The sequence below is a fragment of the Pseudoalteromonas sp. ABV4_021 genome (assembly GCF_056159365.1).
Genome location: NZ_JBSWVB010000001.1, coordinates 421685 through 448519, shown reverse-complemented (window position 1 = coordinate 448519; position 26835 = coordinate 421685). Strand labels below are relative to the sequence as shown.

The 26835-nt window shown below is 40.9% G+C and carries 24 protein-coding genes and 4 tRNA genes; 10 read left to right on the top strand and 18 right to left on the bottom strand.

The genetic code is table 11. From position 1 onward, the window contains the following. Positions 1 to 60: 60 nt before the first annotated feature. Genes miaA through ACXAFE_RS02100 form a run of 5 tightly spaced genes read right to left on the bottom strand, consistent with a single transcriptional unit; the run spans position 61 to position 6156 of the window. On the bottom strand, positions 61 to 978 hold the full coding sequence (gene miaA / locus ACXAFE_RS02120) for a tRNA (adenosine(37)-N6)-dimethylallyltransferase MiaA (RefSeq protein WP_475147894.1): 918 nt from the start codon (positions 976 to 978) through the stop codon (positions 61 to 63). Between the two features lie 32 nt (positions 979 to 1010). Beyond that, positions 1011 to 2822, bottom strand: coding sequence for a DNA mismatch repair endonuclease MutL (mutL, locus tag ACXAFE_RS02115; RefSeq protein ID WP_475147891.1), 1812 nt, complete (start codon positions 2820 to 2822; stop codon positions 1011 to 1013). A gap of 28 nt (positions 2823 to 2850) precedes the next feature. Beyond that, positions 2851 to 4197 carry an N-acetylmuramoyl-L-alanine amidase gene (locus ACXAFE_RS02110; protein WP_475147888.1) on the bottom strand — a complete coding sequence of 449 codons (1347 nt, stop codon included), beginning with the start codon at positions 4195 to 4197 and terminating at the stop codon, positions 2851 to 2853. Beyond that, a complete protein-coding gene (gene tsaE, locus ACXAFE_RS02105; protein ID WP_054979081.1) occupies positions 4190 to 4666 on the bottom strand; it encodes a tRNA (adenosine(37)-N6)-threonylcarbamoyltransferase complex ATPase subunit type 1 TsaE in 477 nt (158 codons plus the stop codon). The genes ACXAFE_RS02110 and tsaE overlap by 8 nt, the downstream gene beginning before the upstream one ends. 11 nt (positions 4667 to 4677) lie before the next feature. Next, entirely contained in the window at positions 4678 to 6156 is a 1479-nt protein-coding gene (locus tag ACXAFE_RS02100) for an NAD(P)H-hydrate dehydratase (RefSeq protein WP_475147886.1), read from the bottom strand. Positions 6157 to 6173: 17 nt separating this feature from the next. Here ACXAFE_RS02100 and queG point away from each other — a divergent pair, with 17 nt between their 5' ends. Continuing rightward, positions 6174 to 7313, top strand: coding sequence for a tRNA epoxyqueuosine(34) reductase QueG (gene queG / locus ACXAFE_RS02095; protein ID WP_475147883.1), 1140 nt, complete (start codon positions 6174 to 6176; stop codon positions 7311 to 7313). Between the two features lie 129 nt (positions 7314 to 7442). Here the strand turns inward: queG and ACXAFE_RS02090 are convergent, their stop codons facing one another. The 3 genes from ACXAFE_RS02090 to ACXAFE_RS02080 are packed head-to-tail and all read right to left on the bottom strand — an operon-like array spanning position 7443 to position 10738. Next, on the bottom strand, positions 7443 to 8564 hold the full coding sequence (locus ACXAFE_RS02090; RefSeq protein ID WP_475147881.1) for a response regulator: 1122 nt from the start codon (positions 8562 to 8564) through the stop codon (positions 7443 to 7445). Positions 8565 to 8610: 46 nt separating this feature from the next. Next, the gene (locus ACXAFE_RS02085) at positions 8611 to 10563 is read right to left on the bottom strand and encodes a PAS domain-containing sensor histidine kinase (RefSeq protein WP_475147877.1); all 1953 of its coding nucleotides are present in this window, start codon (positions 10561 to 10563) and stop codon (positions 8611 to 8613) included. Further along, positions 10535 to 10738, bottom strand: a complete 204-nt coding sequence (locus ACXAFE_RS02080) for a DUF1289 domain-containing protein (RefSeq protein WP_054979076.1) — start codon at positions 10736 to 10738, stop codon at positions 10535 to 10537. The genes ACXAFE_RS02085 and ACXAFE_RS02080 overlap by 29 nt, the downstream gene beginning before the upstream one ends. A 93-nt stretch (positions 10739 to 10831) precedes the next feature. On the opposite strand from ACXAFE_RS02080, the gene ACXAFE_RS02075 reads away from it, so the two are divergent. Continuing rightward, positions 10832 to 11338 carry a hypothetical protein gene (locus tag ACXAFE_RS02075; protein ID WP_475147874.1) on the top strand — a complete coding sequence of 169 codons (507 nt, stop codon included), beginning with the start codon at positions 10832 to 10834 and terminating at the stop codon, positions 11336 to 11338. 96 nt (positions 11339 to 11434) lie between these two features. Here the strand turns inward: ACXAFE_RS02075 and ACXAFE_RS02070 are convergent, their stop codons facing one another. The 3 genes from ACXAFE_RS02070 to ACXAFE_RS02060 form a co-directional block, all read right to left on the bottom strand. Next, positions 11435 to 14017 (bottom strand): hypothetical protein, encoded by a 2583-nt coding sequence (locus ACXAFE_RS02070; protein WP_475147870.1) that lies wholly within the window; start codon positions 14015 to 14017, stop codon positions 11435 to 11437. A 382-nt stretch (positions 14018 to 14399) separates the two neighbouring features. Then, entirely contained in the window at positions 14400 to 15128 is a 729-nt protein-coding gene (locus ACXAFE_RS02065; protein ID WP_475147867.1) for a substrate-binding periplasmic protein, read from the bottom strand. 19 nt (positions 15129 to 15147) lie between these two features. Further along, positions 15148 to 16968 (bottom strand): cation:proton antiporter, encoded by a 1821-nt coding sequence (locus tag ACXAFE_RS02060; protein WP_475147865.1) that lies wholly within the window; start codon positions 16966 to 16968, stop codon positions 15148 to 15150. A gap of 197 nt (positions 16969 to 17165) precedes the next feature. Here ACXAFE_RS02060 and ACXAFE_RS02055 point away from each other — a divergent pair, with 197 nt between their 5' ends. Next, positions 17166 to 17672, top strand: a complete 507-nt coding sequence (locus tag ACXAFE_RS02055; protein WP_475147863.1) for a hypothetical protein — start codon at positions 17166 to 17168, stop codon at positions 17670 to 17672. 247 nt (positions 17673 to 17919) lie between these two features. Continuing rightward, positions 17920 to 18774, top strand: coding sequence for a collagenase (locus ACXAFE_RS02050; protein ID WP_475147860.1), 855 nt, complete (start codon positions 17920 to 17922; stop codon positions 18772 to 18774). A 374-nt stretch (positions 18775 to 19148) separates the two neighbouring features. On the opposite strand, the gene ACXAFE_RS02045 is transcribed toward ACXAFE_RS02050, so the two are convergent. After that, the gene (locus ACXAFE_RS02045; protein ID WP_475147858.1) at positions 19149 to 19643 is read right to left on the bottom strand and encodes an N-acetyltransferase family protein; all 495 of its coding nucleotides are present in this window, start codon (positions 19641 to 19643) and stop codon (positions 19149 to 19151) included. Between the two features lie 96 nt (positions 19644 to 19739). Here ACXAFE_RS02045 and ACXAFE_RS02040 point away from each other — a divergent pair, with 96 nt between their 5' ends. The 5 genes from ACXAFE_RS02040 to ACXAFE_RS02020 all read left to right on the top strand — a co-directional run bounded on the left by ACXAFE_RS02040 (position 19740) and on the right by ACXAFE_RS02020 (position 23353). Next, positions 19740 to 20318 carry a glutathione S-transferase family protein gene (locus ACXAFE_RS02040; protein WP_475147854.1) on the top strand — a complete coding sequence of 193 codons (579 nt, stop codon included), beginning with the start codon at positions 19740 to 19742 and terminating at the stop codon, positions 20316 to 20318. 5 nt (positions 20319 to 20323) lie between these two features. After that, entirely contained in the window at positions 20324 to 20665 is a 342-nt protein-coding gene (locus tag ACXAFE_RS02035) for a DUF2750 domain-containing protein (protein ID WP_237130503.1), read from the top strand. After that, a complete protein-coding gene (locus ACXAFE_RS02030; RefSeq protein WP_475147851.1) occupies positions 20658 to 21218 on the top strand; it encodes a GNAT family N-acetyltransferase in 561 nt (186 codons plus the stop codon). The genes ACXAFE_RS02035 and ACXAFE_RS02030 overlap by 8 nt, the downstream gene beginning before the upstream one ends. Beyond that, positions 21215 to 22564, top strand: a complete 1350-nt coding sequence (locus ACXAFE_RS02025; RefSeq protein WP_475147848.1) for an NAD(P)/FAD-dependent oxidoreductase — start codon at positions 21215 to 21217, stop codon at positions 22562 to 22564. Before ACXAFE_RS02030 ends, ACXAFE_RS02025 begins: the two co-directional genes overlap by 4 nt. Positions 22565 to 22678: 114 nt before the next feature. Continuing rightward, positions 22679 to 23353, top strand: coding sequence for a site-specific integrase (locus ACXAFE_RS02020; protein ID WP_054979065.1), 675 nt, complete (start codon positions 22679 to 22681; stop codon positions 23351 to 23353). Between the two features lie 23 nt (positions 23354 to 23376). Here ACXAFE_RS02020 and ACXAFE_RS02015 read toward each other — a convergent pair whose 3' ends face one another. Continuing rightward, positions 23377 to 24258 carry a hypothetical protein gene (locus tag ACXAFE_RS02015; protein ID WP_475147845.1) on the bottom strand — a complete coding sequence of 294 codons (882 nt, stop codon included), beginning with the start codon at positions 24256 to 24258 and terminating at the stop codon, positions 23377 to 23379. 125 nt (positions 24259 to 24383) lie between these two features. Between ACXAFE_RS02015 and ACXAFE_RS02010 the strand changes: the two genes are divergently transcribed. Then, entirely contained in the window at positions 24384 to 25283 is a 900-nt protein-coding gene (locus ACXAFE_RS02010) for a phosphoribulokinase (RefSeq protein WP_100912614.1), read from the top strand. A 211-nt stretch (positions 25284 to 25494) separates the two neighbouring features. Here the strand turns inward: ACXAFE_RS02010 and ACXAFE_RS02005 are convergent. The 5 genes from ACXAFE_RS02005 to orn form a co-directional block, all read right to left on the bottom strand. Next, positions 25495 to 25570 (bottom strand) — tRNA-Gly (locus ACXAFE_RS02005). 25 nt (positions 25571 to 25595) lie between these two features. Further along, positions 25596 to 25671: transfer RNA gene (locus tag ACXAFE_RS02000), tRNA-Gly, on the bottom strand. Between the two features lie 105 nt (positions 25672 to 25776). After that, a tRNA-Gly gene (locus tag ACXAFE_RS01995) sits at positions 25777 to 25852 on the bottom strand. Positions 25853 to 25934: 82 nt separating this feature from the next. Further along, a tRNA-Gly gene (locus ACXAFE_RS01990) sits at positions 25935 to 26010 on the bottom strand. A gap of 170 nt (positions 26011 to 26180) precedes the next feature. Next, entirely contained in the window at positions 26181 to 26726 is a 546-nt protein-coding gene (gene orn, locus ACXAFE_RS01985; RefSeq protein WP_010561087.1) for an oligoribonuclease, read from the bottom strand. Positions 26727 to 26835 lie beyond the last annotated feature (109 nt).

Here is a 26835-nt window from a genome sequence, read left to right as displayed (position 1 = left end):
GGTGTTCTTATAAAATTCGATAACTCTAACGAATTCAATTATTTTTACTGCACCACTTTACTAGCTTAGCGAACTTAACACGCGTTGCAAGTTTTCTTCATCGCCTGATTCTAGCCAAGTAATATTTTGCCAGCCACGTAACCAAGTCAACTGACGTTTAGCAAGCTGACGCGTAGCAGCTATGCCCTTAAAAACCATTTCATCATAATCATCCTCGCCAGCGAGATAATCCCACATTTGACGATAACCTACACAGCGAATAGACGGTAGGTCTGGATGTAAGTCCTTTCTTGTATATAAGGCCAGAACTTCTTTTTCAAACCCCATATCGAGCATTATTTTAAATCTTTTTTCAATACGTTGGTGTAACACAGCGCGATCGCTCGGTGCAATCGCAAACTGTAAAACATCAAAAGGTAAGGGTTCTGACTTAACCTTTTGTAGCTCACTCATTGGTTTACCCGTTAAGCGGTATACCTCTAAAGCGCGATTAATACGCTGTGAGTCATTTTCATTAATTTTTGCAGCTGCAACTGGGTCGACATGTGTCAGCTCTTGATGCAGTAGAGGCCAGCCCTTCACCTGCGCTTCTTGCTCAAGTTCTGCACGAATTGCTTGGTCTGCATTTGGTAATGGTGACAAGCCTTCAAGTAACGCTTTGAAATACATCATGGTGCCACCCACCAAGAGCGGAATTTTACCTTGGCTATGCAACTGGGCAATATTATCTAGCGCATCACGGCGAAAGTCAGCTGCAGAATAACTATCAGCAGGATCGATTAAATCGATGAGTCGGTGCGGTGCTAATGCCAACTCTTCAGAATTAGGCTTCGCGGAACCAATATCCATGCCTTTGTATACCAACGCAGAATCGACACTAATCACTTCGGTATTTAAATGCTGACAAAGCTGAATCGCTAAATCGGTTTTACCGGAAGCAGTCGGTCCCATTAAGCAAATAATTGGCAATTGTTGCAACGTTTTTCCTTGCTAAACTAAAAATTAATCGGTTAGTCAAAAAGACTGTTTTCTATGTCAATTTTAACAGTTTTCGTTTTAAAACTGGCAATTAATTCAGGCTTTTTTACCACTAACTCGACTAATTGCTTAGTAATTGTGTAGCCCAGAGGCTGAACTAAGGCAATATTTTTCAGCCAAGTCAGCCAAAACGTCAGATCGGTTTTTTCATTTTTTTCCAATACATGGTCAAACAAGTTATCTAAGATTTGATTAACATCCACTGAATATAAAACCTCAGGTAATTTTTTCACTAACAAAAACTGAGAGTTGACGGCAATATCAAAACCAAGAATTCCTAACCATGAAAGGTTGTCTTGCACTTTATCAAGCAAGTCTGAGGATAAATTGATACGTACAGGTAACAGCAGACTTTTACTTTCAAGTTGCCCTTGTTGTTCAACATGCGTTTGCCAAAGGGTAAGGATTGCTGGCGTAAGATCGACCAACTGCGGTTCACCATTTACACTGCGCAGTGCTTTGCCTTGGCGTAGCGGCAACAATTCAATGCACTCAGCGCTATTAGTTGATTGCGGTATATCATTAATCGTGTGATGAACCGCTGATTCAATGACCTGGTCAGCAACCCCCTGATAAAATGCATTTACCGAATGCTGTTTTGCGCTATCTGGTACTTTATGATGCTGCATTAGCGGCTTTTTGTAACCTGAACCACCACTAGACGCGGAAAAAGAAGCACTTTGTTCACGCACTTGCGGCATAGTCACCTTGCTAGGTTCATGCCCAGCATCAAATTGATGCATTTGCTGTAGTGCATAATCACTAGTCTCATTGCTTGGCGCGAGATCGAGCGGCTGTTCAAAGCTAATCGCTTGCCTCACTGCTTGTACAATAAAGTCATGAACTAAACGCCCCTGATGAAAGCGTACTTCGTGTTTCGCTGGGTGTACGTTCACATCGACTTGGCGCGGCTCTATTTCAAGGTAAATAACAAAACCCGGAATATCATAGCCTGAAGCATATTCTTCAAATGTTTGACGAATAGCGTGAAAAATTAACTTATCACGCATCATTCGACCATTAACATAGGTGTACTGCGGCTCTGTTTTATCGCCAACGGGTAATACCCAGCCATACAGGCGTAAGCGCTCATCACCAGAATCGACATACACAGCCTGCTGTTCAAAGACTTTTCCCGCAACTTGGGCAACACGCTTGACGTAATTTTCTTGCTGCATTTGCGCACGATATTGACGTACTGTTTTGCCGTTATGCTTAAGCGTAATTGCCACATCAAAACGCGACAATGCAATGCGCTTCAGTAGTTCATCAATATGGTGAAATTCAGTTTTCTCGGTGCGTAAAAACTTACGGCGAGCCGGCGTGTTAAAAAATAAATCAACGACTTCAATGGTTGTGCCATTGGGATGAGAGGCTGGCGTAATTTGTACCGCCATATCTCGCCCTTCAGCATAAGCTTGCCACGCTTCGTTTTGTGCCTCAGTTTTAGAGGTTAATGTTAAGCGCGATACTGAGCTAATTGACGCCAAGGCTTCGCCACGAAAGCCTAGTGATGCGATTTGCTCTAAGTCATCGAGTGATTTTATTTTGCTGGTTGCATGGCGTGACAACGCTAAAGTAAGTTGGTCTTTGTCGATACCAAAGCCATTATCGCGAATACGTATTAGTTTGTGACCACCGCGTTCAATATCAATTTGAATGCGCGTTGCTCCCGCATCTAAACTGTTTTCCACCAGCTCTTTAACCACTGATGCGGGGCGTTCTACTACTTCACCAGCAGCTATTTGGTTGGCAAGGCGAGCGGGTAATATTTGTATAGACATAATTACAAATTCAAAAATCGAGGCACTATTAGCTACGTGGAATAGCTAAATTTTGCCCGATATATAACGTATTCGACGATAACTTATTAGCCTTTTTCAAAGAGCTAACCGTTACCCCATAACGACTCGCAAGCACACTGAGGGACTCGCCTGAGCGTACCTTATGAAAACGCGGTTGATCTTTTTTCAACTTGGCAAAATATGAATCTTCAGGAGGGTTATTTCTAAAATACGCCTTTACCGATTTAAAAATTGCCGTCGCGAGCTTTTCTTGGTGGTCTCTAGTTTTTAGTAAGCGCTCTTCTGTTGGATTAGATATAAAGCCCGTCTCAACCAAAATAGAGGGAATATCAGGTGATTTTAATACAGCCAAACTCGCCGCCTGCGGCACTTTTTTATGCATGCGTGTGACTTTTCGCATTTCACTAATTACATCTTCAGCCACTTCAAAGCCGGTTTTCATTGAATGATCCATCGACATATCGAGTAATGCTTGCGCCAAGTAACGTTCTTGCTGGGTATCTTTTAAAACGTCTGCCGCACCACCTAATAACTCAGAGTGTTGCTCACGATTCTCTATCCATTTACCAATTTCTGAATTTGCACGTCTTAACGAAAGCACCCAAACAGAGCCACCGCGCGGTTGCGGCGACGTAAATGCGTCTGCGTGAATTGAAATTAAGAAATCCGCTTTTTTGGTTCGAGCTCGCTCGGTGCGTGTATTTAATTTTACATAGTAATCACCGGTACGCGGCAAGACAGCAGACATTCCTTTTTCTGCATTAATCTTAGCTGCCAAACGCTTTGCAATTTGCAGCGTGATAGTTTTTTCATAGGTACCTGAAGGGCCGATAGAGCCAGGGTCTTCACCACCATGCCCCGCTACAACAGCAACGACAATGTCTCTATCACTGCTAATATCGCGACTTTTAACAACGGTTTGTGCTTTCGGTTTTTCTTTACTGTATAAATCAAATACAAGTCGGTCGCTATACGGGCCTGTTGGTGCGAGCGAAAAGATAACCGGTTTAACAGGTGCTAGTAGTTCAAATACTAAGCGCGTATCGGATTTTCGCTTTGGTGTACTATAGCGAATTTTTTTAATTAATTGATGTTTTTTATCAATTTTTGGAAATGTAGCTGCGCGTCCTGGTGTTGATTTTATATCAACTACCAAGCGCAATGGATTTTTCAAAAAGAAATAGCTGTATTCAGGCTTCTCTTTCATATCGAGTACCACGCGGGTGCTCTCAGGAGACGGCCAAACACGTACACTGTCAATTTTGTTTGCAGCGTACAAGTTAACACTCACAAACATCATGACAATAATCATTACTCGAAATAGAGATTTAATATTGTACCAATCGCTAGTCATTCTTCAGCTTATTTATTATTGTTTTGCCACTTTGACTGTTCGCCATTATGGTTATTCTACGCGCATTATCGACATATTCCATTGTAATCTCTAGATCTGCCTGTGCAAGCATTCCAGCGCCTTTTTCTGGCCATTCAATTAAACACACTGAATTATTTTCAAAGTAGTCTCGAATGCCCATAAACTCCAATTCTTCGGGATCTGCAAGGCGATATAAATCGAAGTGATAAACATTTTGTGAAGCTAACTCGTAGGGCTCAACCAAGGTATAGGTTGGACTTTTTACTTTACCGGTATGACCAAAACCTTGCACAACGCCGCGTGTAAGCGTCGTTTTGCCCGCACCTAAGTCGCCATGTAAAAAGATAACAGCACCTTCATGTATGCATGAAGACAATTTACTGCCCATGGCAACTGTTTCAGTTTCATCGGCCAAAAAGCAATTAAAAACCCCATCTTGCTGATCCATTTACTTCTCCACTAATCAACCAGTTTTCTAATTAAAGGGTACAGATCTGAGACTAACATGCCACGCTTACCCTGTTGCTCTGCAATTTCCGCTGCGCGGCCGTGAATATTAACAGCCAATTGAACAGCTTCAAAATTCGGCATGCCCTGCGCAATTAAGCCAGCAATTATACCAGATAAACAATCGCCCATCCCAGCACTTGCCATACTAGCGCTGCCCGACGTATTAATTACCGTATAATGACTATTAGAAACTAAGCTGCCCGCCCCTTTTAATAAGGCTATTGCGTTAAATTGCTTTGCTAATTTAGAGACTGAATCAAAACGATTAAGTTCAATTTCATGGCTTGGGATACCCAGTAATCTTGAAGCCTCTCCGCTGTGAGGGGTAATAATCATTTGCGCTAGGTTAATTGGTTTATGAGCTAACAAGTTAAGCCCATCCGCATCAATAATAATTGGTTTATTGACCTGCTCGATTGCCTGCCATACGGTCTTACTCCAATTTGATTGACCAAGGCCTGGACCAATCACACACACATCAGCTTTTTCAATTAGTGGTTCCAACTCTGTTGTATGCTCTATGGCGTGTACCATCAGTTCATAACGCCCTTGCACCACAATGGCGCGATTTTCTGGATGCGTAGCGACACTTACAAGTCCAGCTCCGGCACGTAGACAAGACTCAGCCGCAATGCGAATAGCCCCCGGCATAGGTTTATCGCCACCAATTAATAAAACATGGCCAAGTTGTTGTTTATAACTATTGCTATGACGAGTAGGTAGTGATGCTTTTAATGCGTCATAATTTACTAACTGAGAGAGTGGTTTGACATATTCTATAAAAGCATCGGCTAACCCAAGTCCTGCAAAGTATAAATTGCCAACATGCTGCTTAGCATTACCACTTAATAATCCTTGCTTAAGAGCGATAAAGCTCACTGTATAATTAGCATTGATACAGGCCTTTGCCACTTCGCCTGTTGTCGCATTCAGACCTGAAGGTAAATCTACCGCAATAATAGGTTTACTCTGTTGGTTAATGTGATTGATAACATCTGAATATTCACCACTTAACTCACCGCAAAAACCGATGCCCAACAGTGCATCAATATAAACGTCGGCACTGGTATCTAAGCTATCAACTACTTCGCCGCCTTGCTTTATGTAATCTAAGTAAGCGCGCTTAGCGTCACCGGCTAACTGATTTACATCCTTAACACTAAATACTGTAACATCAAGCTCATACTGCAAAGCATAATTAGCCACCCAGTAACCATCACCTCCATTGTTACCACCACCAGCAATCACGTGAACTTTATCGCAATTACCATATTTCAACATCAGTAACTGAAAAACCGATGCGGCAGCCTGTTGCATTAGCGCATACATCTCAACGTTGTGCTGCGATGCAACTATCGCTTCATTATCTTTTACTTGTTGGGCGCTATATGCAAACTGTGGTAAATTAGTGGTTAATTCTGGCGTCATTTATTTCACCTACTGGTATGTCTACTCTTAACTATCCGAATTTGGTAGAAAAAATCAAGCTTTGGGCAACAGAGCTTGGTTTTGATCAAGTGAGTATCACCGATATTGACCTATCTCAGCACGAAGCACAATTACAACGGTGGTTAGATGCGGGCTACCATGGCGAAATGGAGTATATGGCTGCACACGGCATGAAGCGCGCACGCCCTGCTGAACTTGTGCCAGGCACACAAAGAGTTATTTCTGTGCGCATGAATTACCTGCCACCAGATGCGAGTTTTGCTAAAGATTTAAAAAACAAACATTCCGCATATATAAGTCGTTATGCTCTTGGCCGCGATTATCATAAATTAATGCGTAATCGCTTAAAGCAACTCGGTAAAAAGTTAGAACAAGAACTAGAACAGCATCAAATTACCTTAGGATTTAGACCCTTTGTTGATTCAGCCCCCGTATTAGAGCGCCAACTAGCTGAAAAAGCAGGGCTCGGCTGGACCGGAAAACACACTCTAATACTGAATCAAGAAGCGGGTTCTTGGTTTTTTTTAGGTGAATTATTTGTGGATTTACCGCTACCGGTAAACGAAGAGACGGTAGAGAACAAATGCGGTAGTTGCGTTGCATGCATTACCTCGTGTCCTACTGGCGCAATCGTCGAACCTTATGTGGTCGATGCAAGGCGCTGTATTTCATACTTAACAATTGAAAAACAAGGCGCTATTCCAGAAGAATTCCGTTCATTATTGGGCAATCGAATTTACGGTTGCGATGATTGTCAGTTAGTGTGCCCTTGGAACCGCTACGGACAGCTTACCGCCGAAGATGACTTCCATATTCGTAAACAGTTAAAAAGTCAGGACTTACTTACGCTTTTTGCATGGGACGAAGCGACCTTTCTAAAAAATACCGAAGGCAGCGCTATTCGCCGTATTGGTGTTGAGCGCTGGCGACGCAATATCGCAGTAGCGCTAGGAAATGCAGATGCAAACAGCGATATTATAAACGCATTAGAGAGCGCACAAAACGACGCTTCTGAAATGCTGCTTGAACACATTCATTGGGCACTCGCACAACAACACAATAAAACAGCGCAAAGAGACAATAAAACAAAACGCTTAATTCGTATTATTGAGAAAGGCTTACCAAGAGATGCTTAACCCTTGGTAAGTAACCTCAGATGTAAATCGCAAATATGCCTCTAGCAGTTGCTGTTCTTAAACTTAAGTAATTTCGCTATCTCTTATTCAAAACTAAAGTTAAGTAATTGAAGTTGAAATAGAGAGTGTTTACTTCAGCATAACACTTAGATCATTTTCAAGCTCAGTAAAGGCGCGTGTTATATCTTGCAATAAGTCCTCGCGAGCAACCGATTTTTGAATTGTGTCATCCACTTTTTTATAAATGTATTGCTCCTGATCTTCATCTAAGCCCATCAGTGGTATCCGATCTTCAAACTCTTCCTGTAATTCTCTAAAAATTGCCTCATTCATTTCATGACTGAGATTGAGCACACCCACTAAATCTTCAAATTTATCGCGGACCATTGAAAACGCTTGTCGTAACTTAAGCTTTTGGTTGCCTAGTTGCTTACGGGTTAAAATGGCATCAAGTTGGTGCTCTGTTACGCCCACCACAAAACAAATATTATCGCGAATACGTCCTAGTTTTTCGGGATCATCACTTGGTAAGTTCATAATGAGTAAGCTTACCCTTGGGTAATTTACTAGAATTCTCGGCATAAACTCATATAAACGCCCTTTATTTTGCAACAACTCAAATAGCTCGACCACCATAGGTGAGCAAATTCCCTCCGAACTGTATTGAGAGCGATTGTTTTTAGTACGAAACTCAATGCTCGTTTTAAGGCCAAAACCACGCATGCAATTAATGAGCGCTTGCGCGAGCTCTTCTTTTTCATCAATTTTGCCGATTTGCTCAACATACTGCACTATGCTGCCCATTTCGCTACTATTGGCCATTGCATTAAATGCAGTGTCAGTAGCATCTTGCAGTTGTTGTTCTAGCATACGTTTGTTTTCGACGACCTTAAACAAGGTGTCTAATTTGCCTTGTAACTCTTGTTGGCCAAACGGTTTAACTATGTAGTCTTCGGCGCCAACGTTATAACCCTCGATGCGCTCTTCAACAGATCCTCTGGCAGAGACAAACATCACAGTGATGTTAGACGTTTCAGGATCTTCTTTTAAGCGTCGACACACCTCATAACCATCCATATCGGGCATACTGACATCTAACAAAATCACGCTTGGATTAATTCTACGAACCGCCTCTAAGCATTCTGGCCCGCTTGCAACACAATGCAGATCGTAATGATCTTCCAGTATTTCCTCGATTATTTCCAAGTTAAACGGTTCGTCATCAACAGCAAGTACTGTGTTTGAATTCATGACTTACTCCTTGTTTTCCATTAATTTATACTGAACTAAATTTAGCTTAGTCAAAAGTATTAGAAACTGGCAAACTAACAAATACACTCGCACCTTTTTCAAGGTTGTTTTCGGCCCAAATACGGCCGTGGTGCAAATCGACAAACTCTTTACAAATCGCCAGACCAAGCCCTGTGCCACCGGCGCCACGATTAGTTTTGCTACTTTGTTCAAACTTGTTAAAGATTGTGTCTAATTCTTCATCAGGAATGCCTAATCCACTGTCGCGTACAGCTAATTGCACCATGTCATTGTGATGGTCAATTACGACTTCAATTTCACTGTGTTCATCGCTAAATTTAATTGCATTACCTAGTAAATTTCGGATCACTTGCGCGATTTGATCACAATCACAATCGACAAAAAACGGGTCTTTTTCTGGTACAAAATGCACATTAATAGTTTTTGCTAATAGTGCGCCCGACATATCGTCGATACTGGTTCGCACTAATTGATTCAAATTGTGCTTACTGGGATTAAACGGAAACTTACCCGCATCCAACTTAGATAGGTCGAGCAAATTGTTTAATAAAGACAGAAGTCGCTGCCCTGAGCTTTCGATACGAGAAAGGTATTTTTGCAGTTTATCTTTAGGAATTGGTTCGCTATTGAGTTTATCCAAGCCAAACTGAGAAAAACTCAAAATTGAATGCATTGGCGTACGCAATTCATGAGACATATTTGCCAAAAATTCCGACTTACTTTTGTTAGCAAACTCCGCTTGGTTTTTCGCAGCCTCGAGTTCTTGGGTACGAATATTTACTTTTTCTTCAAGTAATTGCTTTGCTTCTTCTAGTAGCTTTTGTTTGCGCTTAAGATGAGCAATATTTTTTAAGATAACCGCTGTCGATGGCTCGCCATGCACATCAATTTCACTAAACGAGCCTGAAAACGGTACTATGTCATCTTTTGCTGTTGTAACCACAAACTCAAAATTAAACTGAGGTTGAAAGCTGGCAATATTGTTTTTAATTTCATTCGAAATAGCACCGTCTAGCAATTCAAAAAATGATAAGTCATGTACTTCATCTTGTTCTCTGGCAAATAAACTTAAAAATGCATCATTGGCTTCTAATATTGTGCCGTCGTTACTAAAGATAGCAATCGCATCAGGCGTATTTTTATAGATAACGCGTAGTAAGCTGTCTTTTTCGATAAGCGCATCAACGGTGTCTTGTAACCGAGATACCAGCTCTTGGTTGCTTTGTTCAAGCTGCTCACTGTGCCATAGTTTATAAATGGCTTGTAACAACACACTTTCATCAAGTGGTTTTTCAAGTACATCGTCAACGCCTAACCGCACCGCTTCAATTAGCGCACTTTGGTGTGGTTTAGAGGTTACTAGAATGCAACGACAACCTGAATTGATCGATTTAATTTGGCGAAATATATCAATACCAGTGATTTCCCCCATATTAAAATCACTTACCAGTAAATCAATTTGGTGTAGTGCCGCACGTCCAATCGCTGAGAATTCAGTATCTGCGGTAATAACATCAAAGTGCGCCCCTTTTAAACTTGATTCTAAACGCATTAAGCGAGTCTCGTTGTCATCCACCAATAAAATTTTAGGTAATTTAATATCAAGATTAGCGGCGCCTATCGATAACCCTTCTTCAAGTAGGCCTATAACTTCCTTATTGTTATAAAATGGATGAATTACCAGGGCGCGAGGTAGCGCACTAACCAGTTTGGTAAAACTATCACTGAGTTTGCTGCCTTCAACATTAGGGGCCAGTAAAAATACATGCACATCACCGTATAACTGCTGAGTTTGCAGTACTAATTTCTCGGGAACGCCTGAGGCAAAAACAATTGCTTCATAAAATGTGGGTTCGCTACTTGGTTCAAAATCGCTGTAATGATGTAGATCTACTTGGCACGTCAATAACTCCAGTAAAACTTTTAAGCGCATTGCCAAAACACTTGAGTTATCTAGAATTAAAATCCTTTTTTGCATGTTGTTTTTGCTGTTTTCGCTGTTGACATAAATTAAGCGTAGTTCGCTTTTGCGATAAACTCATACTCGACCAAGATAAAATCTCTTCTAAGGTACGAAAACAGCCCAAACAAACATCATCTTCATTTAAGCAACAGTTTTCAACACACGGACTTTTAACTGTTTGTTGCGACATAAAATTTAGTTTATTTTCATATTTTTACTTACTTATAGTTTAGAACATTGCGATATACTCGCGGTAAATGACGCGAATAATTGCGGAGACATCATGAAAAAAGCACTGTTACTAGCGACCACTTTCGCCACTACTTTAACAGCCTGTGATCTTGCAGAAGATCCTAAGAAGGCATTGGAACGCCAATATTTTGCAGAGCATCAAGAGTTACAAGAAGTAATTGAAGCAATCCGTGCTCAAGGCCTTGAAGCCGTTAAACAAGGCTCTGAAGCTGGCTCAGTTGCAGCATGTGTTGCAGGTAAGCTAGATGCGGACCCGATGGGCGCATTAGTTGAGGTAGAAGGTGCGTTGCAGGATTCAATGGATTTATCTCAATTCATTGAAACGCTGTCAAACCTATCTGAACAAGAGCTTTCTCTCGAAAGCCTGCCTGAGCTTATCCGCCAAGGTGGCGATGTATTAACTTACGTAAAGCATATGCTATCGCAGTACGATGTTGCTGAAATTCAACAGCAAACCTCTGAGTTAGTTGCTAATGGCAAAACAAAAACACAAGATTTAGGGCAGCACCTACGCTCACTTGTTGAGCAATGTGAATAGGGGTTGTTGTACCTTGCTTTAATATCACTAAATATTAGTGACGCTAATTCAAGTAAAATAAAAAAATGGTCAGCAATAGCTGACCATTTTTATTGATTAGTTATTATCTGGGTCGTCTTCAGGTTTTGTTTTAAATACCTTTTCCGGAGTTGGCTTAGGCGCCCAATCTGGATCGAGCTGTAAGTTAGAAAATGGTGACGGTTTTTCACTGTCATTTTTATCAGCCTCACTGTCTTGATCAGTCTTGTTAAGTTCATCGCCAATTTCATCATTTACTTGTTCTTTTAATGCTCGCCAGCTTGATTTAGGTTGTTCATCTTGCGATTCACTTTCTACTGAAGGCGGCAAAATCTCATCGTTAGATTGCTCATCCATTTGCGCTTTAATTGCACGCCAACCGCCTTGATTCAAATCGCTGCTATCATTCTCTGCACTTTCAACGCTATCATTGATAGCCGGATGATTATCAACTAGGTCTTGCTCGAGTGCATTAATATCAAACTCATTAAGCTCTTGTTGTAAGTTTGTGTCAGGCTGCTCAAGAAGATCGTTATCAGCTGATAAATTAGCTTGCTCTTGATCTAAGTTGATTTCAACTGGAGCTAACATATCCGAGTCATCGCGCGCTGGTAATTTTGGCTCTTCATCAAGAGAATCATCTTTTTGCTCTAACCCCGACAAAAATCCCTTACCCGCAGCAAGGCTTTGCGCCAACTCTTCTTCAAGCGAATATTCGCCATCTGCTTGCTCGTCGTTTTCCGCAGGTTTGTCATAGTGATTTAAATAATCAAACATTCCGTCATCAACTGCACGTTTTGCCGCGCGACGTTTAAACTCGGAGTGAGGAACCATATTTTCAGGCGCATCGTCATCAGCTGACTTAAAATAATCAGGGTCAGTATATGCTGTAGCAGGTTCACCGCTATCTGGTGGCAATAAGTTATCATCATCCTGAGGTTGCGCTTTAGGTTGACCTGATTCATTCTGTAACGCGTTGGGCTGTGCAATCGTATCACTGTCGCCCATTGGTTCGTTATCTAACGTGTTACTCGTTGGTTCGTCATTATCCAAACCTGGTGCACTGGCTTCGTTAAATGGCATATCAAATGATTCATCAGATGAAAGTGATTGCGTTGTTTTTTCAAATTCTGCATTGGTATCAGGCCTAAAGTCATTAGATAAATCGTTTGCCTCTGACTCTAAAATACTTTCGTCCGAAGTTGACGGTGCACATGGTTGCTCAGCTTCATAATTTAATGGCTCTACGTCCTGTGCGCTTAGTGTCGGAGATTGCGTTTCATCATCGCTAGTTTTCGGAGTTGCACTGCTAATATCGTCTAACTTTTCAGTAAACTGTTTTGCTTTATTGAGAATTGCATCAAGCTCCGCAATATGATCAACAGCAGGTTTGTCTGCCTCTTCTGCACGATGAACATCGTGATTATCAGGCGTAATTTCAGACACCGAGTTTTCATATGAGCCTGGTTCTGGGTAAACAGTTTCTTGCTGTTTTTCTTGCATTTCTTGTTCGGCAACTTCCGCTGGCGATGGCGCTGTAGTATCAAATTTAGGCTCATTGTGACGATTCATATTCTCTTCACGTTGACGCTCTTCAGCACGTTTTTTCTCTTCTCGCTTCGCTTCGTTGTGGCTATCAATCAACGCCATCCATTCGTCAACTTGCTGGTCGCTAAATCTCAGCTCTTTAAAGCCTAGAATGTATGGATTCACTTGCTTTTTATGCATCACTACAATTGGAAATTGTGATTTAAATACCGCCATATCGTTAAACGCAACAATCGGCTCTATTTCATCATTTAATCCTAAAATCTGCGCAACGGCGTGGCAGCATTGATTCACGACTTGTAATGGGCTCTCAAAACCAATAAGTTCTTCCCCAACTTGCTCTTTCCACTCTGGTAAGGTTGCGCTACCGATAATTGCGCCACGTTGCTTTTGCGGCAGTACAACGAAAATACCGTATTGCGATGCAATAACACTGTCTAATACTACTTCCTGACCATTTGCGAGTGTTACTTCAACACGTTGACGACGGAAGTATAAATCAGGGTCGAGTGCGCCTTTTGGTAACTTGTTCTTTTTCTTTTCAGCAACTTTTGAACCCATTGCAGCAATGTCTTTTGACATTTCTTGGGCTTTTTCTTTGGCTTTCTCTTTAATTTCGTCCATGCGTGAACGTACAAATTTCACATAAACAAATATGGCAACCAATACGACAAGCAATAAAATAATCGGCAGCATCATCGCTTCTAATAAGCTCGATTCTTCTACTGGAATATCATTTTGCCACGTAACAGGAGCTCTTTTAACTGGCGCAGCAGGTTGAGCTTTAGGCGTTTCTTTTACTTCGGTTTGCGTTTTTGAGTCAAGTTCAACGGCCTGCTGTTCGTTGCTATTGGTTGCATCTTCATTATTAGTTAGCTCACCACTAGCATCTTCTTTGGTTTCAACAGTTTGTTGTTCTTGCTGCTTAGCTTCAATAGCTTCAAATCGCTCTTGTGCTAAACGCTTTTCTTCTTCGCTTAAACTAGTTTGTTGCGTTTTTGCGCTTTCTGTTGGTTTATCTTCAACTACTTCAGGTTGATTACACAGGCGTTCATAGTCACGCTGAGCTCGGCGATAGGTTGGGTGGGTTTTGCTATGCTGATAATTGCTCATTTGTTGTTTCAGCAATATACAAGCAGCTGAATTAGCATTACTTTCTGACGAAAAAAATGCACAAAATATCACAATAGAAAGTAATAAAACTCTAACTTTACCCATCGACTATGTAACCAAACTTTAACCAAATTAACGACTTGTTATAAGCTTACGCATTTCACGCATTATTGCCAATATATCCGTTCGCAAATTTATCTAATTAAAGCAATATTTGTGATTTAAGTTCAGATATATAACCCATGAATAGTTCAAATTAAACAATAAAAGCTTTTTAGAACGCTTGGTTATATAAAAATAAAGGAGGGTTTACGAATTAACAGCTATTGTTGATTTAACTAAAAACAAAATCAAAGGTAGCCAATGGTTTTTCACATTTACACTACTTAAGGCCAAACTTTTTATTGTATTGTTCAAGTGCAATTTGAACACGATTTACAATTTGCTTGTCAGTTGCTTTGCTGAACGCCATACATGCTGTGCGGTCGCTTACATTAGCTACTTCAAGGCTGCGCACGACATCAGAGTAATCTCGTTTTACTCGCTTAAGCGATTCAGACATTTCCCATTCAGATTGCACCAGAAAATCCACCCGCCCTGCTAGAAACTTCCTTAATTCGGCGTTAGGGTCTGCAGATACGTCTAAATGTTGCCCTTCAACAAAGCCTTTTTCGACTAAGGCTTCATGACTTTGCGCGTTTCTTCCCACAGAAATAGTATAGTTCTTAGCATCTTCAAGTGATGTAACATTAATATCATCACGCTCGGAAAGGTAAAACAAATACACTTTTACAGGCGCCATAAGCGGACATACCCATTGGTATTTGTGCTCTCGTTCTGGCGTTCTAAAAATTGAATATATAAGTGTATTTGCGTCATTTTCAGCCATACTCATGGCGCGCGTCCAAGGGTAGCTTCGAATATTATAGTTGTATCCCAAGCTATCGAGTATTGTTTTTACTTTTGTTGTAGAGCGCCCGACGATAACACCGCTATCGTCGGTATAATTAAATGGTCGCCACTCTTCGGTAACAACCGCTAATGTAACCTCATTTGAGGCTTTCAGCCCATAACTAAATAGTAAAAGTAATACTGCCACAATTGAACGCACTGGCGAGTAACTCCTTGCTTTATGTTGCCGCTTGATTAACTTGCGATTCTTTTAAAATAGACATTTTCGGCGGTTGTAGCGCAATAACAGAATCGCCCTCTTCCGGTTTTTGTTCACTGCCAATTTGCACTGGTTCGATAAATTTTTGCTGACGCCAAATAAACAGCGGAATCGCATCTTTATTTACTTCCAAATAATCTTCCCAAGTAAATGCATCAGCAATGCGTGTTGCACTTACTTTACCGCCTTTCGCTATCATGCCGGAAAGACGCGCAAACGTAGCATCTTGTGCAAATAAATTCTGGCGCGATAAGAAAGTCGCACTGTCTTTATTTGCTTTCGCGTGCACATCAGACGATTTCAATGAAAACACCTTATCCTCGCCGATTAAATGCGCGAAGTGTTGAATGCCTAATGCGTTGTAAAGGCGGTTTGGCGATAAGCCTAGCACTTTACTAATGTCAGTTAGCGGCAGATAACGTTCGGCATGCTCTGATTGCGGGTTACCGTAGTAGCAAGGAAAGCCATCCATACGTGCCATTTTGCAGTTTTCCCATGCAGGATCTGAAAGGTAAACACTCACACCGATATCTTTAAGGCCCTTTGCCACTTCACGTGCCACATGGTTTGCACCAATAATAAGTACTGTTGCTGGTTCAGGCTGGCGCAGCTTTAACAACTTGGTAAGTGGCACAGCGGTTAAACTTTGCAGAACAACCGTCACAATAATAACGGTAAAGATAAGCGGCACTAACTTCTCTGAAGTGGGCACACCGGCTTTAACCATACTAAGCGCAAATACCGAGCCTACCGCGGCAGCAACAATGCCACGCGGAGCAATCCAGCTAAGTAATGCACGAGCGCGATAATTGAGGTCTGAGCCAAATGTTGATAACAAAATCGATAGCGGACGTGCCGCAAACAACACAAATGCCATAAAAATAAGTACATTGGCGCCAAGTTGTTTAATATCGTCAACGTGTAATCGCGCTGCGAGTAAAATAAACAAGCTTGAAATTAAGATCATTGATAAATCTTCTTTAAATTCAAGCACAGCATCAATTTCTAAGTCATCTTGGTTCGCAAGCCAAATACCAAAAACGGTTACGGCAAGTAATCCCGATTCATGGCTAAGATAATTTGAAACACTGAAGGTTGCTAATACCAACGCTAAAATACCAAATTTATGCAATTCATACGGCAGCCACTGACGGCGAATTAATAAACTCGTAAACCAACCCGCAAAGAGACCCAGTGATAACCCCACCACTAATGTCATAAATAATGCGCCAAGTGTGTGGTTAAAAATACTTTCTTGGCCTGTCAACATTACCGCTTCGAATACTAGTACGGCGAATAAAGCACCAATAGGATCAATTACGATGCCTTCCCAACGTAATACTTTATCAATGTCTTTATGCGGCCTCATGGCATTTAATAACGGTGCGATAACCGTTGGGCCGGTTACAACTAGCACTGCACCAAGTACGGCAGCTACGCGCCAATCGAGGTCTAACACAAAATAAGCGGCGCAGCCGATCACCACAAACGATGCCAACATACCGATGGAGCACAGGTTGCGCACGACTTTTTCGAGCCCTTTTAATTCTCGAAAATGGAGGGTAAGTGCACCTTCAAATAAAATAACGGCAACGGCTAAGGAAATTATCGGAAACAGTAAGTCACCAAATAACGCATCTGGATCAATTACATTAAAACCAGGCCCTAATAAAAGACCGGTAACAAGTAGGAATAAAATAGCTGGTACTTTAAAAATCCATGCTAACCACTGCGCTGCTACTGAAAACAAAGCAACCAGTGCAATATATACCGCTGACATTGAGAATTCACAAATTTATAAATTGAATATTACAATAGTATATCTTGGATAATTAATTCTATAGCTTTTTCACAATAAAATTTTATTTCAAATCAAGTGTATTAACGTTTGTTTCACGCACCAGCACTTGCATTCTAAATCACTCTCACGCTACAGTAATTGCAACAATTTAAGCCGTATTTTCAGCCAAATATTTCATGTTAAGCGCCAGCGAAAAAGAAAAAATTGAACTAGAGCATCAAGCAGCTAAGCTCTTTTTACGCCTTTATGAAAAACAATTTAACTTACCCATGCGCCATATTTGGCATAACCAACCGAGCAAACCTGATGTAAGCTGTTACCAAGGCGAAGATAAGCTCGATATTGAAATTGCTCACCTCTATGGCAGCGAGAAAGAAGCAATGGCAATTCTGCACCGAGAACTCAGCAGCGAAACCAAAGAAAACCTAAAAGCACTGTTACTCGAGCCAATAGAAACTCGTTTAACCAAAGCTCTGCAGCGTATTTTAGCTAACAAAGCATTAAAACATTACGATTCTAAACGCATGTGGCTGGTGATCCGCAACGCAAATCCATTTTGGCGCAATGACGATATTCAAGCTCTGCAACATCATTTTGCTATGCCAACCCCACACCCATTCGAACAAGTTTGGATTATTGGCGATATGCAAGGGCACTCTGGTTTAACCCAAATTTATCCCTAGGGATTGTGATCGTTACAATTTTATTTTTGCTCTCTTTGAGCGTTTTTGTTGCTGCGTTCAATATGCGGCTAAGCAATTTAGGCAAATGTAAAGCAAAACTGCGTATCCTTCTCACGCCCCTAATTGACATTCACCTAGCTAACAATGAGAAAAGCGTACGCAAGAGCACCTTTGGAAAACACTTAATTGACCAATGTAAATTAATTTGTTGTAATCATTTTAATTTAAAATTGAATACAATATACCAATGAAAAAATTAGCACTGTTATCCAGCTTTTTATTTACAACTTATGCCTGTGCAGCCACGCCCAGTGTGGACGACGTTTTAGTCAATGTGAAAAATTGCAGTAAAACCATCGTACTGCGTCATCAAGCGCTTAGCAAAGAACAAGAAAATGCTGCATGTAAAATGCTGTCTGCACAAGAAGCTCGTTTTCATAGTGTTTTTAATACTCAAGATAAGCCTGTAGCGAATGATAATAATCACCGCTTGCGAGCCAATATTTATCAAAATCGCGATGCCTATGTGCAGTATGTAACTAAACACTTTGATGTTCCAAGCGATAATGGCGGCATGTATCTGGAAGGTTTACCGCATTTATCCAATAACTCAGCTGAATTCGTCGCTTACCAAAAGAAAGGTCAAATTTGGAATTTAAGCCATGAGTATGTGCATTACCTGGATGGCCGCTTTAATATGTATGGTGACTTTTGCGCTAACCTACACGACTCTCATTCGGGCCCAGAATACTGCCCAAAACCAGCACCGTTATTGCCTCATTTAGTGTGGTGGAGTGAAGGAATTGCTGAGTACATCGCAAAAGGCAAAGATAACGAACGCGCAGTAAAAGCAGCAAAAAAACAAATCATTCATTTAAGCGAACTATTTAACACCAGTTATGAGCAAAATGGCGGTTCTGAACGCGTTTATGTTTGGGGTTATTTAGCATCGCGCTATATGATGGAAAAACAGCGCGACAAAGTTGAACAAATGCTGGCACTAACGCGCAAAGGTCAATATACCCGCTACCAAGCGCTGGTAAAACAATGGGGTAAATCAATGGATAATGATTTTAGCCAATGGCTAGCAGAGCTTAAGTAGTAACTTCTCTGAGCTATCCCTAGGGTCTGTTGACCTTTCAAGTTCGTTTTTGCAGCAGTTTAATTGGGTTTTATACAAGGCAGAGGCTGCGTAGCATAGTTATTCTATGTGAGTCAGCCGATAACACAGTAGAAAGCCCAATCAAGCGCTGCCGAATGGTTCTTTTGAGCGCACTTTTCTCATTGTTGCCTATATGGATGTAGGTAAGGGGCGTGAGCAGGACGCGGAAGCTTTGCTCGATATTCGCTTAGATTGCTAGGCCACATATCGAGCGCCGCGATAAAAGCACGCTCAAGCAGAACAAAAATAGAACAGCAAAGATCAACAGACCCTAACAAACGCTTTAATGTTAAATATTAAAGCCTTTTTTAAACTTAATTTTCATCTACTCGCTTACCTAAAATCGTTAAGCTGTATTCTTTTTCATCCATTTTTGCCACATTTGGTAGCTCACCCCATACGGCAAAATCATTTTTAATAAAAAGTCGCATGCTGGGTGTATTGTGGCTAAAAATAAATGCCAACAAACTTTTGATTTGAAGCTTAGGTGCAAGAGACTCTGCAAACTGCAATAACGTTTGCCCAATCTGCTTACCGCGCTGATTGCTGTCAACATAAATGGCAATTTCAACAGTACCATTATATGCAGGGCGACCGTAAAACGACTTAAAGCTTAACCAAGCAACCACCTGTTCATTATCTTCAACAACATAAATTGGCCGAGTGTCAGTATGGCTATCAAACCATGCTTGTTTACTTGCCACTGATTGTGGTTCGGTATCCGCGGTTACCATTCGACTGTCTATCGTTTGGTTATAAATGTCGACTATTGCGGGTAAATCGATTTGTTTTGCTATACGCGTTTTCATTTTAAGTTCTAAATAAAATTGTCACTGCCAAGCCATAGTATCACTCGCCAAGACCTGATATAAATAACTAAATTTCATATTAAGCGAGAGCTACTTATGCAACTTTATGGTTCGCTAACCTCCCCTTATGTACGCCGCCTTCGCGCACTGGCTATCGAAAAAGATATCGAATTCGACTTTTTAAACCTTAATATTTTTGCCGAGAAAGACCGAGAAACCTTAGTTAAACTCAACCCAACGCGAAAAATTCCTATGTTGGTTGACGGTGAGCAGGTGATTTTTGATTCAAACGTTATTTACCGTTACTTAGCCCAAAAATTGGATTTCACTCCGTTAAGCTGGAACCAAGAAAATACCCTGACTCTAATTAACTCTGCGAACGATTCATTGGTTGAGCTTTTAATTTGTCAGCGCTCGGAATTCGACACCAATGACGACAAACTGTTTTTCAATTTACAACGTGAGCGCATAAACGGCGTTTTATCAGTATTAAATGATACTGCAGAACAAGGCGCATTTAGCGATTATAACTACGTCGCTTTATCACTATTTTGCTTACTGGATTGGATTATCTTCAGAAACTTAACCGATTTGACTCGCTTTAGTGCGCTTCAAGTATTCCATTCAGAACATAAAAATCGCGCTTCGAGTATCGAAACAGCACCAAGAGATTAGGCACTATGAGCGAACATTTAGAACGCATTAATGACTTTGTAAACCAGTTAAAACAGTCACAACAAGCATTTGTGCTATCAAGTGAAAGTGGTTTACTAATCGCGCAATCAGAATTTAATGATGAGCGCGATGCACTGTTAATTTGGTCATCATCAGAAATGGCGCAACAACAGTGCAAAGGCGAGTGGCAACACTTTAACGTTATCGAAATCAACTTTGATGACGTAGTGGATTTATTACCGCACCTTAGAGAAGATGAGCTACTTATTGGTTTAGACTTAAGTGACGAACAAATCGCAATTGAGCTAGAAGCTGATTCATTGCTTGAAGCACTTTCAAATGATTAAAATTATCCCTCTTACTGAACAGTATTATCAGCAAGCGATTGCGCTTGCTAACTTAGTTCACGGCGACAACTACCTTGATTTGGCAAACTTAATTAAAATGCAAAGTAAGGCTACCAAAAATGGTATCAATGCCAACTTTGTTGCATTAGAAGATGACAGCGTCGTGGGCCTACGCTTAAGTTATGCAGCCAATCAATGGCCACTTGATGAATGGTGTAGCCCGTCTTTATGGCCTTGCCAACAAGATAAAATGGCATACTTTAAATGTATTGCCGTTGATCCTAATCAACAAGGTAAAGGCATTGGCCCTAAGCTATTAAATGCATCAATCGAAGCACTTAAGCAACAAGGTGCGAAAGCGGGTATTGGCCACTTATGGCAACAAAGCCCTGGCAATGGTGCGGTAAAATATTTTACTAATGCAGGCGGAAAATTGATTAAAGAGCACAAAAATCGCTGGTATAACTACAGCATTGAAGAGAATTATCACTGCACTATTTGCGGCGTACCTTGCTACTGCAGTGCGGCAGAAATGGTGATTGAATTTTCATGAGCCAATTATACGATCCGCTGCAACATCCTCACTGCCAAGGACAAGCCTTTGCCCCTAGTTATTGGGCCAGTACTATTGATTTGCCAACGGCTAGATCAAGCGTAACCAGTCAACAGCAGTTTGATGTTGCAATAATTGGCGGCGGTTATTCGGGGCTTTTAACTGCATATCATTTAGCAACTGAACATCACTTAGATGTATGCGTACTTGAAGCCAATCAGGTAGGTTTTGGTGCCAGTGCGCGAAATGCAGGCTTTGTACTTAAAGGCTCAGGTCGCTTAAGTTACCCTCAAATGACCGAGAAGTGGGGAATCGATGTTAGCAAAGGGATTTATGCCGAATTCAGTAATGCTGTAAATCGCGTCGAGCAACTTATTGCAAAACATAATATTGCATGTGATAAACAAGAAAATGGTTATTTAAAAATTGCACATAATCAAAATGCATTGCAAACCTTAAATGCCCAAGCTGAATACATTCAAACACACTTACAAAATTCAAGCACACCGCCTTGCCAATGGCTGAGCCAAGACGAGCTCAGTGCGCACTACATGAAAAATCAACAAGCCTATGGCGCACTGCGCTACAGCGATAGTTTTGGTGTGAATCCATTAAAGTTATTACTTGGCTATCGTACTGCGATGCTTGAGAGCGGTGTCACCCTGTTTGAAAACGCGTTAGTTGACAATATAACGGAAACAGCAAGTGGCTTTCAGTTATCAATTAATGGCTGCCAACTAAGCTGCAATAAATTAGTTATCGCGGGCAATGCATACAATAGCAAACTAACACATAAGGCTATTAACAACCGATACTTGCCTATTTTAAGCAGCATATTTGTCTCTAAGCCACTTACAGCACAACAATTAGCAGAATCAGGCCTACAAACCAACCAAGTATGTATGGACACGCGAACACTAAAATACTATTACCGATTATTGCCAGACAACCGGCTTTTATTCGGTGGTCGCGGGGCTGTTTATGCCAAACATCAAAATAAAACAGTGTATTTAGCCAACTTAAAAAAGGGCCTAAGCGATTGTTTTCCAAGCCTTGGTAATATCGAGCATGATTATTACTGGAATGGTTTTATTGCCGCCGCACTCGATGATATGCCGCACATTAATTTTGACGGCAAACTTGGCTTTATACTGGGTTATTGTGGTGCTGGTGTGTCGTTTAGTGCGCAGGCAGGCTATCGCATGGCACAAATGGTAGCAGGTAAAACAGTACCAAACTTACCTCTTTACAACACACCTCTCCCCTACTTACCTTTTCCTCATTTTAGACGATTAGGGCAGTTTGCTTATTATCAATATGCACAAGTGAAAGACCGCTTTTATTAAATAGTGCGCCTATGCGCATTATTTAACGATTTCACTCAGTAATAACCCAAGCCCTAGTTATTCCACCAATATTTGCTAAAATAGTTGCTAACTCATTCATTTATTGGATATTCAGTGAAAACCCATTTAGGCCGCCGCCCTTTTACTAATATGGAAATTCATACCTTATTCAAAGGGTATATTTATGGCGACCACAAAATGCCACGAGAACAAGCTAAGCATTGGCACTTTTGGCTGCCATTAATAAGCTATTACACTGGCACATTTAGTGACGAAATTGGTCAACTCACACTGGATAATGTAACGAAGCAAGATGGTCATTACTTTTTTGACTTTCATACCAATAACAAAATAAAACCACGTCGTATTCCTGTGCACCCCATGCTTATTGAGCATGGTTTTTTAGACTATCTTCACTTTTTAAAGCAACAAGGGCAGCAACGCTTAATGTTCGACTTGCCTGCAAAGTCTGGCCGTTACAGTGAAAAAGTGCGCATATGGTTCTCAGGTGAAGGTGAACGTGCGGGTTACTTGCAAAAATGCCATATCCCTAATATTGATTTAGATGGCAGAAAAGCGGCCATTAGCTCGTTTCGATTGAACTTTGAAGCGCAAATTCGCATTTCATCCATTCAAGCTGGTAGCAAAGATGCATTTAATTATTTAATGGGGTTTAAGGACTACGCACAGACCGAGTTCGAAAACAGCAAATTATTGTGGCAGATTATCCGTGGTGTGAGAGCGCTGCCAGGCAGTATTTCATGGCAACGCTTTTGTGATAGGCACTAGGCTTTGATTTTTAACCCCAAAAACTAACTTCTATCACAAACAAAAGCCAATAATTCAGTCTCTTTTTGATACTTTAATCGCGTAATTTTATGTTCACAGTGTGCACTTAAATCAAGCCATTTAGTTGGTTTTTTAGCACTGTTTAATGACCAACGATAAATTACATTTCCTTTACCATAAATCAGTGCATCATCACCTTGCCATGCATAATAATCAATACCTTCGGGCAGCTGTAATACAGGTTTAAATGAATGATCTTTGCTATTAAATAACGTAATCCACTGCTGATTATTTTTATATTGGCTAAATGAGTACACATTTAGCGTTTGATTAAACGCTAAAGTACGGCCAATATTGCCAGCAACAGGTTTACCCGTTTGTTTTTGTGTATTACCAAAATAAAGGGAATGTGGCTCTCCAAGCACAAAGGTAATTAAGTCGTAATTTCTTCCCCAAGCGTGATACCCTATTTTGCCTACTTCCTTGCGTAGTAATTTGGCAGGCTTTGCCTTATTTAAACCGTATTGCCACAACTCCTGGCTACCATCATACCCTTCTAAAATAACTGAAAAGCTGTCTTCATTTGGCACTTTTGTTGGCGAATATTCACTAACTTTGGTGTTGGTTAAATTCGTTGTTTGCTTGGTTTTGAAATCGTAAAGCATTACGTCTGTTTGCCACGATTCACCCGTCTGTAGCCCTGTGGTATAAAGCAAACCACCATCAATAAAGTTTGGTTGATTATCATATCCAAGGCGGTTAGAGATATTTTTAGCGCTAACGAGTTTATTGTTGTTGAGTTTAACTAAAAACACATCGGTATTTGGTAAACTCGATGCTGTATTACTAGCAAAAACAGTGCTACATACAGATGCCAAGAAAGCAAAGGTCACGGTTTTTTTCATTATTATTTTCAAACTACTATGCATATTTTTTTCCATTAATATCACAGCTATTATAATAAAGACAAACTTGACCAATCACTGCCGCCCAGATATAAACACATAAACAACTAAAAATAGTGTGCTCTATGTCAGCCAAACACCCCATTATTGCAATCACGGGTTCTTCCGGTGCAGGAACAACCACATCAACCAATGCAATTAAACACATCTTCCGCAGTTTAAATATTAATGCGGCATTTGTTGAGGGAGATAGCTTTCACCGCTATACACGCCCTGAAATGGATAAGCGTATTCGCGAAGCGCATCAAGAAGGCAAGCATATTAGCTATTTTGGTACAGAAGCCAATGATCTTGCATCGTTAGAACAGTTATTTACTGACTACGGCAATACTGGTTCGGGTAAAAGCCGTCGCTATTTGCATACCTTTGACGAAGCTGTTCCTTACAACCAGCTACCCGGCACATTTACGCCGTGGCAAGACCTTGAAAATGACACTGATATTTTATTCTATGAAGGATTACATGGCGGCGCAGTAGACAACGATGTGGATGTTGCACGCCATGTTGATTTGCTAATCGGTATGGTTCCTATCATTAACCTTGAGTGGATACAAAAACTTATTCGCGATACACAAGACCGAGGCCATTCACATGAAGCTGTAATGGGCTCTATCGTGCGCTCTATGGATGATTATATTAACCATATTACACCACAGTTTTCTCGCACCCATATTAACTTTCAGCGCGTGCCGACTGTAGATACATCAAACCCTTTTAGTGCAAAAGATATCCCGTCACTTGATGAAAGCTTTGTGGTTATTCGTTTTCGCGGCATTGATGATGTAGATTTTCCATACTATTTGCAAATGATCAATGGCGCGTTTATGTCACGCATGAATACCATGGTGGTACCAGGCGGAAAAATGGGCTTAGCAATGGAGCTAATCCTGCGACCGCTTATTGAAGATATCATTAATAAAAAGCGTGCTTTGCAAGATTTAAGGCAAAACTCTTTGCCAATTTAAAACTAGGTTTCAGGTTTCAGGTTTCAGGTTTCAGGTTTCAGGTTTCAGGTTTCAGGTTTCAGGTTTCAGGTTTCAAAAAAATTTTCAGATTACGATTCTGAATCCTGAAATCTTTATATCTAATTTCACACAAACTGAAATAAAGTTAGAACTCTTGGTACTGAAGTTTAGTTCTTAACAATTATTTTTCTGAAATAACTTAAGGAAGATTTGGAGCGAGTAACGAGGTTCGAACTCGTGACCTCGACCTTGGCAAGGTCGCGCTCTACCAGCTGAGCTATACTCGCGTCACATAATGCATTTTTGAATGATTGGAGCGAGTAACGAGGTTCGAACTCGTGACCTCGACCTTGGCAAGGTCGCGCTCTACCAGCTGAGCTATACTCGCATTCCATGTAAACCGTTTTTTAACTTGGCTATAGCGCGACATGTCGCAACTATCACCTCGAGCAGCTAAACTATACTCGCATTACATAATGCATTTTCGAATGATTGGAGCGAGTAACGAGGTTCGAACTCGTGACCTCGACCTTGGCAAGGTCGCGCTCTACCAGCTGAGCTATACTCGCATCATCATGCAGATATAAGATTAAAACGTTCTGGTTGTCTTAATCTATTGTGTAAAAGATTATTTTTAAATCTTTTAAAATTTGGAGCGAGTAACGAGGTTCGAACTCGTGACCTCGACCTTGGCAAGGTCGCGCTCTACCAGCTGAGCTATACTCGCATTCCAATCAACCGTTTTTTAACTTAGCTTTAGCGCAACCTTAGTCACATCTATCACCTCGAGCAGCTGAACTGTACTCGCATACCAATGCTTAAAGTCTTTTATCGTCTAAGCGGGGCGTGATTTTACATAAAGAATTTAGCTTTGCAAGCAGCAAAGCTAAAATTTTTTTAAATTTTGAAGATATTTTGGCGATAAACACGTAATTCGGCGATTGATTCACGAATATCATCAAGCGCTAAGTGTGTGCCTTGCTTTTTAACAAGGTTAAGCATGTCTGGCGACCAACGTCTTACTAGCTCTTTAATTGAGCTAACGTCAATGTTGCGATAGTGAAAGTAATCTTCCAATTCACGCATATACACGTTTAAAAAGCGTCGATCTTGTCCAATTGAGTTACCACACATTGGCGAAACACCTTTTGGCACCCACTTTTCGAGAAACGCGATGGTTTCGCGAATTGCCATTTCTTCGCTGTGCTTACTTTTGCGAACACGCTCAGTTAAACCCGAGTTACCGTGTTGATTGGTGCACCACTCGTCCATACCGGCCAGTACTTCGTCTGACTGATGGACTGCAATTACAGGGCCTTCAGCTAAAACATTAAGCTCAGAGTCTGTTACTACTGTAGCAATTTCTAAGATGCGATCTTGGCTTGGCTCTAATCCGGTCATTTCCAAATCAAGCCAAATTAAATTAGATTCATGAAAAGCCATAACTACCTAGCGGTGCTTTCCTTTCGATTTAATGAATTTGGATATATCATATTATGCTTCTTCAATAGATAAAACGCTTTTTTTAAGTGTTATTTAAGTTATAGGCTAA

Bases quoted from the DNA above. Each gene is read 5' to 3' on its own strand.
- mutL (WP_475147891.1), bottom strand. From the start codon at position 2,822: ATGTCTATACAAATATTACCCGCTCGCCTTGCCAACCAAATAGCTGCT.
- ACXAFE_RS02110 (WP_475147888.1), bottom strand. From the start codon at position 4,197: ATGACTAGCGATTGGTACAATATTAAATCTCTATTTCGAGTAATGATT.
- tsaE (WP_054979081.1), bottom strand. From the start codon at position 4,666: ATGGATCAGCAAGATGGGGTTTTTAATTGCTTTTTGGCCGATGAAACT.
- ACXAFE_RS02100 (WP_475147886.1), bottom strand. From the start codon at position 6,156: ATGACGCCAGAATTAACCACTAATTTACCACAGTTTGCATATAGCGCC.
- queG (WP_475147883.1), top strand. From the start codon at position 6,174: ATGTCTACTCTTAACTATCCGAATTTGGTAGAAAAAATCAAGCTTTGG.
- ACXAFE_RS02090 (WP_475147881.1), bottom strand. From the start codon at position 8,564: ATGAATTCAAACACAGTACTTGCTGTTGATGACGAACCGTTTAACTTG.
- ACXAFE_RS02085 (WP_475147877.1), bottom strand. From the start codon at position 10,563: ATGCAAAAAAGGATTTTAATTCTAGATAACTCAAGTGTTTTGGCAATG.
- ACXAFE_RS02080 (WP_054979076.1), bottom strand. From the start codon at position 10,738: ATGTCGCAACAAACAGTTAAAAGTCCGTGTGTTGAAAACTGTTGCTTA.
- ACXAFE_RS02075 (WP_475147874.1), top strand. From the start codon at position 10,832: ATGAAAAAAGCACTGTTACTAGCGACCACTTTCGCCACTACTTTAACA.
- ACXAFE_RS02070 (WP_475147870.1), bottom strand. From the start codon at position 14,017: ATGAGCAATTATCAGCATAGCAAAACCCACCCAACCTATCGCCGAGCT.
- ACXAFE_RS02060 (WP_475147865.1), bottom strand. From the start codon at position 16,968: ATGTCAGCGGTATATATTGCACTGGTTGCTTTGTTTTCAGTAGCAGCG.
- ACXAFE_RS02055 (WP_475147863.1), top strand. From the start codon at position 17,166: ATGTTAAGCGCCAGCGAAAAAGAAAAAATTGAACTAGAGCATCAAGCA.
- ACXAFE_RS02050 (WP_475147860.1), top strand. From the start codon at position 17,920: ATGAAAAAATTAGCACTGTTATCCAGCTTTTTATTTACAACTTATGCC.
- ACXAFE_RS02045 (WP_475147858.1), bottom strand. From the start codon at position 19,643: ATGAAAACGCGTATAGCAAAACAAATCGATTTACCCGCAATAGTCGAC.
- ACXAFE_RS02040 (WP_475147854.1), top strand. From the start codon at position 19,740: ATGCAACTTTATGGTTCGCTAACCTCCCCTTATGTACGCCGCCTTCGC.
- ACXAFE_RS02035 (WP_237130503.1), top strand. From the start codon at position 20,324: ATGAGCGAACATTTAGAACGCATTAATGACTTTGTAAACCAGTTAAAA.
- ACXAFE_RS02030 (WP_475147851.1), top strand. From the start codon at position 20,658: ATGATTAAAATTATCCCTCTTACTGAACAGTATTATCAGCAAGCGATT.
- ACXAFE_RS02025 (WP_475147848.1), top strand. From the start codon at position 21,215: ATGAGCCAATTATACGATCCGCTGCAACATCCTCACTGCCAAGGACAA.
- ACXAFE_RS02015 (WP_475147845.1), bottom strand. From the start codon at position 24,258: ATGAAAAAAACCGTGACCTTTGCTTTCTTGGCATCTGTATGTAGCACT.
- ACXAFE_RS02010 (WP_100912614.1), top strand. From the start codon at position 24,384: ATGTCAGCCAAACACCCCATTATTGCAATCACGGGTTCTTCCGGTGCA.
- orn (WP_010561087.1), bottom strand. From the start codon at position 26,726: ATGGCTTTTCATGAATCTAATTTAATTTGGCTTGATTTGGAAATGACC.